This window comes from Streptomyces sp. NPDC058086, from assembly GCF_042885015.1.
Lineage (GTDB): Bacteria > Actinomycetota > Actinomycetes > Streptomycetales > Streptomycetaceae > Streptomyces.
Map to the genome: position 1 here is coordinate 1 of NZ_JBHVST010000215.1, position 6,842 is coordinate 6,842.

At 70.8% G+C, this 6,842-nt stretch carries 8 protein-coding genes; 3 read left to right on the forward strand and 5 right to left on the reverse strand.

The annotated features are described in order from the left end of the window. The coding region (locus ACFVWD_RS56750) for an alpha amylase C-terminal domain-containing protein (protein ID WP_389606911.1) at positions 1–188 on the forward strand (188 nt) is incomplete at its 5' end. Between the two features lie 92 nt (positions 189–280). On the opposite strand, the gene ACFVWD_RS56755 is transcribed toward ACFVWD_RS56750, so the two are convergent. The 4 genes from ACFVWD_RS56755 to ACFVWD_RS56770 all read right to left on the reverse strand — a co-directional run bounded on the left by ACFVWD_RS56755 (position 281) and on the right by ACFVWD_RS56770 (position 4,028). Further along, positions 281–2,578: a HelD family protein gene (locus tag ACFVWD_RS56755; RefSeq protein ID WP_389606919.1), complete on the reverse strand. Its 2,298-nt coding sequence runs from the start codon at positions 2,576–2,578 to the stop codon at positions 281–283. Between the two features lie 148 nt (positions 2,579–2,726). Continuing rightward, a complete protein-coding gene (locus ACFVWD_RS56760) occupies positions 2,727–3,041 on the reverse strand; it encodes a co-chaperone YbbN (protein ID WP_095857766.1) in 315 nt (104 codons plus the stop codon). Positions 3,042–3,055: 14 nt separating this feature from the next. Beyond that, the gene (locus ACFVWD_RS56765) at positions 3,056–3,484 is read right to left on the reverse strand and encodes a MerR family transcriptional regulator (protein WP_168495681.1); all 429 of its coding nucleotides are present in this window, start codon (positions 3,482–3,484) and stop codon (positions 3,056–3,058) included. 28 nt (positions 3,485–3,512) lie between these two features. Continuing rightward, positions 3,513–4,028, reverse strand: coding sequence for an Lrp/AsnC family transcriptional regulator (locus ACFVWD_RS56770; protein ID WP_389606912.1), 516 nt, complete (start codon positions 4,026–4,028; stop codon positions 3,513–3,515). Positions 4,029–4,117: 89 nt separating this feature from the next. Here ACFVWD_RS56770 and ACFVWD_RS56775 point away from each other — a divergent pair, with 89 nt between their 5' ends. Together ACFVWD_RS56775 and ACFVWD_RS56780 are read left to right on the forward strand one after the other, a co-directional pair. After that, complete coding sequence (locus tag ACFVWD_RS56775; protein WP_389606914.1) at positions 4,118–5,020, forward strand: NAD-dependent epimerase/dehydratase family protein; 903 nt, start codon at positions 4,118–4,120, stop codon at positions 5,018–5,020. Between the two features lies 1 nt (position 5,021). Further along, the gene (locus ACFVWD_RS56780; RefSeq protein WP_389606915.1) at positions 5,022–5,912 is read left to right on the forward strand and encodes an aldo/keto reductase; all 891 of its coding nucleotides are present in this window, start codon (positions 5,022–5,024) and stop codon (positions 5,910–5,912) included. A 9-nt stretch (positions 5,913–5,921) separates the two neighbouring features. Here the strand turns inward: ACFVWD_RS56780 and ACFVWD_RS56785 are convergent, their stop codons facing one another. Continuing rightward, positions 5,922–6,692 carry a DUF2127 domain-containing protein gene (locus ACFVWD_RS56785; protein ID WP_389606917.1) on the reverse strand — a complete coding sequence of 257 codons (771 nt, stop codon included), beginning with the start codon at positions 6,690–6,692 and terminating at the stop codon, positions 5,922–5,924. Positions 6,693–6,842: the final 150 nt, after the last annotated feature.

Below are 6,842 nucleotides of genomic sequence, written 5' to 3' on the forward strand. Positions count from 1 at the left end.
GCCTCGGCATCCCCGAAGACATCCCCGCCTGGCACGAAGTCCTCAACACCGATGCCGCCCGCTACGGCGGCAGCGACGTCCACAACCCCCACCCCGTCAAACCCGAACCCCACCCCGCCCACGCCCACCCCACCAGCCTTCGCCTGACCCTGCCTCCCCTGGCCACGATCTGGCTCCGCCCCGCCTGACGCCTCCGGTGACCACGGCGTCGACGGTCGCGCGTCGGTGCTGCCCGCGCGGGACGGGGCGAGGAAGGTGAACGCCTCGCCCCGCCCGGTGGTCAGACCGTCGCCGCCCGCAGCGCCTCGGGCAGCTCGCCCTCGTACACGATCCCCAGCGCCTGCGTCGCCCGCGTCAGCGCCACGTACAGGTCGCTCGTGCCGTACCGCGCCGGTTCGACCACGAGGACGGAGTCGAATTCCAGCCCCTTGGCCTGGCGGGGGTCGAGGAGGACGACCGTCCGGGTCAGGTCGGGCTCCTCCCCGGCCGTCACGTCCTCCAGCCGGGCCGCGAGCGAGGTGTGCAGTTCGCGGGGTGCGATCACCGCGAGCCGTCCCTCGGCGGGGGTCAGTTCGGCGACGGCCTTCGCGACGGTGCCGGGCAGGTCGTCCCCGGCGGCGCGCGCCCACGGCCGTACGCCCGTCGAACGCACCGAACGCGGCGGCTCGAAGTCCGGTTGCTGCGCGCGCAGTACGCCCGCCGCCACGTCCATGATCTCGGACGGGGTGCGGTAGTTGACGGCGAGGCGCTTGTGCTCCCAGCGGTCCTCGACATAGGGGGCGAGGATCTCCGACCAGGATCCCACTCCGGCCGCCTCCGCGGTCTGCGCGGGGTCGCCGACCAGGGTCATCGAGCGGGTCGGGCTGCGCCGCATCAGCAGGCGCCAGGCCATCGGCGAGAGCTCCTGCGCCTCGTCGACGATGATGTGGCCGAACGCCCAGGTCCGGTCGGCCGCCGCGCGTTCGGCGGCGCTGCGGTGGTCCTCCTCCTCGTGCCGCTCGGCCATCCGCTCGGCGTCGATGATGTTGTGAGCGGACAGGACCTCGGAGTCCTCCTCGTCCTTGTCCTCGAACTCATAGGTACGGGAGGCGTAGGACACGTCCAGCACGCCCTGCGCGTACGCCACCTGGGCGCGGCGTTCCTGGTCGGCGAGGGCGCGGGCCACGCGGTCGTCCTCGCCGAGCAGTTCGGCGGCCTCGTCGAGGAGGGGGACGTCGGCGGTGGTCCAGGCCCCGTCGACCGGGCGGCGGATCGCGGCCGCGTCCTCGTCCGGGACGTATCCCTCGGGGTCCGCGAGGAAGTCGGCGACCAGGCTCTGCGGGGTCAGCCGCGGCCACAGCTGGTCGATGGCCGACCAGACCTCGGGGTTCTCGGCGAGGTCGTCGCGGATCTGGGTGATGTCGCTCGGGTCGAGCAGGTTCGAACCGTCGAAGGGGTCGGTGCCGATGCGCTCGGCCAGCATGTCGGTGAGCGTGTTGAGGATGTGGCCCTCGAAATACTCGCGGGCCACGTTGTGCGGCAGCTTCGCCTCACGGGTGCGCTCGCGGGCGACCTGGACCAGCCCGGCGTCGAGCATCAGGATGTCCCGGTCGTGCTCGATCGCGATGACCGGGTCGGGCAGCACCTGGCGGCCCTGGACCACGGCGGCGAGCACCTCGGCCATGTCGGCGCGGCCCTTCACCGCGGCGGCCCGCGGGCCGTCGGTGGCGGTCGCCCTGACGCCGGGGAACAGTTCGCCGACGGTCGCGAGGAGCACGCCCGTCTCGCCGAGCGAGGGCAGTACCTCTCCGATGTAGCCGAGGAAGGCGGGGTTCGGGCCGACGATCAGGACGGCGCGCTTCGCCAGCAGTTCCCGGTACTCGTACAACAGGTACGCGGCCCTGTGCAGCGCCACGGCCGTCTTTCCGGTGCCGGGGCCGCCCTCGACGACCAGCACGCCCTTGTGCGGGGCGCGGATGATCCGGTCCTGTTCGGCCTGGATGGTCTGCACGATGTCGCTCATGCGGCCGGTGCGCGCCGAGTTCAGCGCGGCCAGCAGTACGGCGTCGCCGGTCGGGTCCTCGTGGCCGGTGCGCTCGTGGTCGCCGAGGTCGAGGATCTCGTCGTGCAGGTCGGTCACCCGGCGGCCGTCGGTGGTGATGTGCCGGCGGCGGCGCAGGTCCATCGGCGTGTGGCCGGTGGCGAGGTAGAAGGGGCGGGCGACCGGGGCCCGCCAGTCGATGAGGATGGGGGTGTGCTCGGTGTCGTCGGCGCGGATGCCGATACGGCCGATGTGATGGGTGACGCCGGAGGTGAGGTCGATCCGGCCGAAGCAGAGCGATCCGTCCACGGCGTTCAGCGCGGCGAGCAGGCCCGAGCGCTCGGCGACGAGCACGTCCCTTTCGAGCCTGGCCTGCATGGGTGTGTTGCCCTGCGCGAGCGCGTCGCCGACGGAGGCCTCGGTGTCGCCCCGCAGCACGTCCACGCGTGCGTACAACCCGTCGATGAATTCCTGCTCGTGCAGCAATTCATCGTCGGGAAATCCTGTGGTGCCCTCTGCGTTTGCGCTCCTGTTTGACAATTCCGCTCCCGGCCGGATATACTGTGCCCAGTGAACTTCTCCGCGATTCAATTCTTCTGAAGTCGCGAATCATTCAATATACGCAAGGAAATCCCCCGAGCGCAATTGCCCGGGGGATTTCTTGTGGTTCCGCTGTATATCGGCGAGGTCCGAGCCCGCCGGACAGTCAGAGCACGTCGGACAGCTCCTCCAGCAGCCGGCGCTTCGGCCGGGCGCCCACCATCGACTTCACCGGCTCACCACCGCGGAACACCATGAACGTGGGCATCGACAGCACCCGGTAGGCGTTCGTCGTCAGCGGGTTGGTGTCCACGTCCAGCTGGACCACCTTGAGCCGCTCGCCCTCCTCGGCCGCCAGGGCGCTCAGCACCGGCCCCATCTGCCGGCACGGCGGGCACCAGTCGGCCGTGAACTCCACCAGCACCGGGAGCTCGGCGCCGATCACCTCCGTCTCGAAGTCCGCGTCCGTCACCGAAGCCACCCCTGCCACCTTGATCACCGTGTCCGCCCTTCCAGTTCGCATACGGGTTCCGGGCCGCCCGGAACCTCCGCCTCGGCCGCCAGCTCGTCACGCGCCCGCTCGGCCCGCGCCAGCTGCGCGCCGACCTCGGCCCGTACTGCCTGCAACTCGTCGATCAGCGAGTCCAGCTCGCCCAGCTTGCGCCGGTAGATCGCCAGCGAGGCCGGGCAGGAGTCGCCCTGCGGGTGTCCCGCCCGCAGACACTCCACGAAGGGCCGGGTCTCCTCCAGGTCGAACCCGAAGTCCTGCAGCGTCCTGATCTGCCGCAGCAGCCGCAGGTCGTGCTCGTCGTACGTCCGGTACCCGTTCTCGCCCCGCCGCGCGGGCAGCAGCCCCCGCGACTCGTAGTACCGAAGAGTCCGCGTGGTGGTCCCGGCCCGCGCCGCCAGCTCGCCGATTCGCATGCCCCGACCGTATTCCTTGACGCCGACGTCAACGCAAGGGCGGCAATGGCTTTCGCTCCACCGGTGAGGACAGCACGATCGAGGTCGTCGTGCGCCCCAGCGCGGAGGTCTGTTCCAGGACCTCCTCCAGGTGGATCGTGTCCGCGACGGCGACCTTGAGGATCCAGCAGTCCTCGCCGACGACGTGGTGGACCTCGATGATCTCCGGGCGGGAGATCAGCTCCAGGGTCCTGGGGTGGCGCAGGGTGTAGCCGCCGTGCGGGTTGACGCGGACGAAGGCCTGGATGCCGTAGCCGAGGAGGGGCGGTGAGACATGGGCGCCGTAGCCGGTGACGGCTCCCGTGGACTCCAGCCGTCGCACGCGTTCGGCGACGGCGGCCGGGCTCAGCCGGACGCGCCGGCCCAGCTCGCTGAGCTTGATCCGGCCGTCGCTCTGCAGCAGTTCCAGGATCTGCCGGTCCAGCGCGTCGAAGGCCACCGACGTTTCGTTGGCGACCGCACGCGGTTGCCGTGGTTCCTTCGGTACAGCGGCCGGATCTCCCATGTCTCCCCCTTCAGACGTGACGCGTACGCCGGGAGAATTATGACCACGGAAGCCCAGTGGGCGTGGGAAGTACGAGGGGGAGGAACGCCGTGCGCGAGATAGGTGTCATTGGCGGAAACCGCTATTTCGGAAAGCGGCTGATTGCCCGGCTGCTGGCCGCCGGAGACCACGTCACCGTCATCAATCGCGGTTCCTCCGCACCGCCCGCCGGGGCGGTCCATCTCGTCGCGGACCGCAATGACGGAAATTCTTTGGAGAGGGCGCTGGGTTCACGCACCTTCGATGCCATGGTCGACCAGGTCTGCTACACACCGCGGCAGGCGGAGATCGCGCGCCGCGTCTTCGCGGGACGCACCCGGCGGTACGTCATGACCTCCACCGTCGAGGTGTACGAGTACGAGGACTCGGCGGATCTCGTACGGGAGGACGCCGTGGACCCCCATGCCGTGCCCGTCGACCTCGAACTCCCCTGGGACGAACCGGAGTTTCTCGAGGGCCACTACGGGGAGGGCAAGCGTCAGGCCGAGGCGGTGTTCGCGGCCGGCCCCGCGTTCCCGTACACGGCCGTCCGGGTGGCCCACGTCCTGGGCGGGGACGACGACTTCACCGGCCGCCTCCAGCACTACGCGGAGCGCATCCGCACGGGCGAGCCGATCGCCGTACCGCCCGTGAATCACCCGGCGACGTACATCCACGTCGAGGAGATCGCCGACTTCCTGTTCTGGGCGGCGGGCGAGGACTTCACGGGCCCGGTCAACGCGGCCTCCCACGGGCCGCTGACCACGCAGGAGCTGTGCGAGGCGATCGCCGCGCACCTCCCGGACGGCAAGACCCTCCTGCGTCCCGTCGAGGTGGGCGAGGTCTCCCCCTTCTCCTTCAGCCGCTCCTACGGCATGGACAACTCCCGGGCCGGCCGGCTGGGGTTCGCCTTCGGCGACGCGCGGGCGTGGCTGCCGCAGGCCGTGGCCGAGACGCTGGGAAAGGACGCCTGACATGCGGTACCGCACGCTTGGCGGCCTGCGCGTGAGCGCCGTGGGGCTCGGCGCGATGCCTCTGTCCATCGAGAACCGGCCGGACGAGGCGCGGGCCCTGGCCACGGTGCACGCGGCCCTCGACGCGGGCGTCACCCTCCTGGACACCGCGGACTCCTACCACTTGCCCGGGGACGAGCCCGGCCACAACGAGCGGCTCGTGGCCCGCGCCCTGGCGTCGTACGGCGGCGACACGGCGGACGTCCTGGTGGCCACGAAGGGAGGGCGCGGGCGACCGGCCGACGGCAGCTGGACGTTGAACGGCTCCCCGCGCCACCTCAAGGCGGCGGCCGAGGCCTCCCTGAAGCGGCTCGGCGTGGCGGCGATCGGCCTCTACCAGCTCCACAAGCCCGACCCCGCCGTCCCCTTCGAGGACTCGGTCGGCGCCCTGCGCGAGCTCCTCGACGAGGGCAAGGTCCGGCTGGTCGGCCTCTCCAACACGGACACCGACCAGATCCGCCGGGCCCGCGCGATCCTCGGCGACCGGCTGGTCTCCGTCCAGAACCAGTACTCCCCCGCGGTACGCGACAGCGACCCCGAGCTCCGCCTCTGCGCCGAGCTGGGCCTCGCCTTCATGCCGTGGAGCCCCCTGGGCGGCATCTCCCGCAGCTCCCTGGACGGCTCCTCGAAACTGGCACCCGAGGGCTTCGCCGCCTTCCACGAAGTGGCCCGCGAGCGCGGTGTCAGCCCCCAACGGATCTGCCTGGCCTGGCTGCTGTCGCTCTCCCCCACCGTGCTCCCGATCCCGGGCTCCGGCCGCCCGGAGACGATCCGCGACTCGGCGGCCGCGGCGGACCTGGTGCTGAGCAAGGAGGAGCTGGCACGGCTGGGCCACTGGGCAGCGGACGCGTAGCACTCGTTGTCAGGCGTGCGCGGCCATGCCCGCCGATTCCTCGACCTCCAGCAGCGACGCGCTGTGCCGCTCCTCCTCGAACGCCTTGCGTCCGCCGCGCAGTCCGAAGAGGCGTTTGGCGAGGGCGATGTAGAGGACGGCGAGGATGTTGAGGACCAGGGTGGCGATCTTCAAGTAGCTGACGTGCTCGGTGAGTTCGTAGATCTCCAGGGGCAGGAAGGCGGCGGTGGCGACCACCGTCAGATACTCCGCCCAGCGCTTGGCGTACCAGAGGCCGCCCGCCTCGACGAGTTCGATCAGCGCGTATGCCAGCAGCAGCGCGGCCACCAGGGCCAGCGTGGAGTGCTTGTAGCCGAAGGACTTCTGGATGGTGCCGACGACCGGCGAGTGGTCGAGGTCGTAGTGGAAGTGCTTGAAGACCGGCCGGAAGACGTCGAGGTTCTCGTCGAAGAGCCGGCGCACCGAGTTCTGGCTGTTGCTGAACTTCCACACCGCGGCCGCGACCAGCACGATGAACACCCCGCGCACGGCCCGTTCGATCGCCAGGAAGCGCAGGATGAACAGATCGCGCAGCACCTTGCCGCGCGGCACCAGGGGTGCGTCCTGCGCGGGGCCCGAGCCATGTGGTTCGTCCAGCACGAAGTCGCCGCAGCGCAGACAGCGCCAGGCCTCGCCGAGGCTCGTCTCGGCGCGCAGCCGCCGGCGCAGTTCCGGCTCGTCGGGCGCGTACGTCACATGACCTTTGCGCGCGCACGTCCGCCGGTCCCAGTCGATCTTCATACTCGGTGTCCTCCGCAGAACATGCCGCGCCGTGCCGGTCAGTCCGGCACGGCACGGTAGTGCATGTTGAAAGATACGGACGCCCGAGGGTCACCGGTGCGAGGCGGGGGATGGTGCGCTCGGGGCCGCGCCCCGCCCGGTGGTTCCGGG

Excerpts from the sequence above, each read along its gene's own strand:
- ACFVWD_RS56765 (WP_168495681.1), bottom strand. The coding sequence starts at position 3,484 with ATGCGAATCGGCGAGCTGGCGGCGCGGGCCGGGACCACCACGCGGACT.
- ACFVWD_RS56770 (WP_389606912.1), bottom strand. The coding sequence starts at position 4,028 with ATGGGAGATCCGGCCGCTGTACCGAAGGAACCACGGCAACCGCGTGCG.
- ACFVWD_RS56780 (WP_389606915.1), top strand. The coding sequence starts at position 5,022 with ATGCGGTACCGCACGCTTGGCGGCCTGCGCGTGAGCGCCGTGGGGCTC.
- ACFVWD_RS56785 (WP_389606917.1), bottom strand. The coding sequence starts at position 6,692 with ATGAAGATCGACTGGGACCGGCGGACGTGCGCGCGCAAAGGTCATGTG.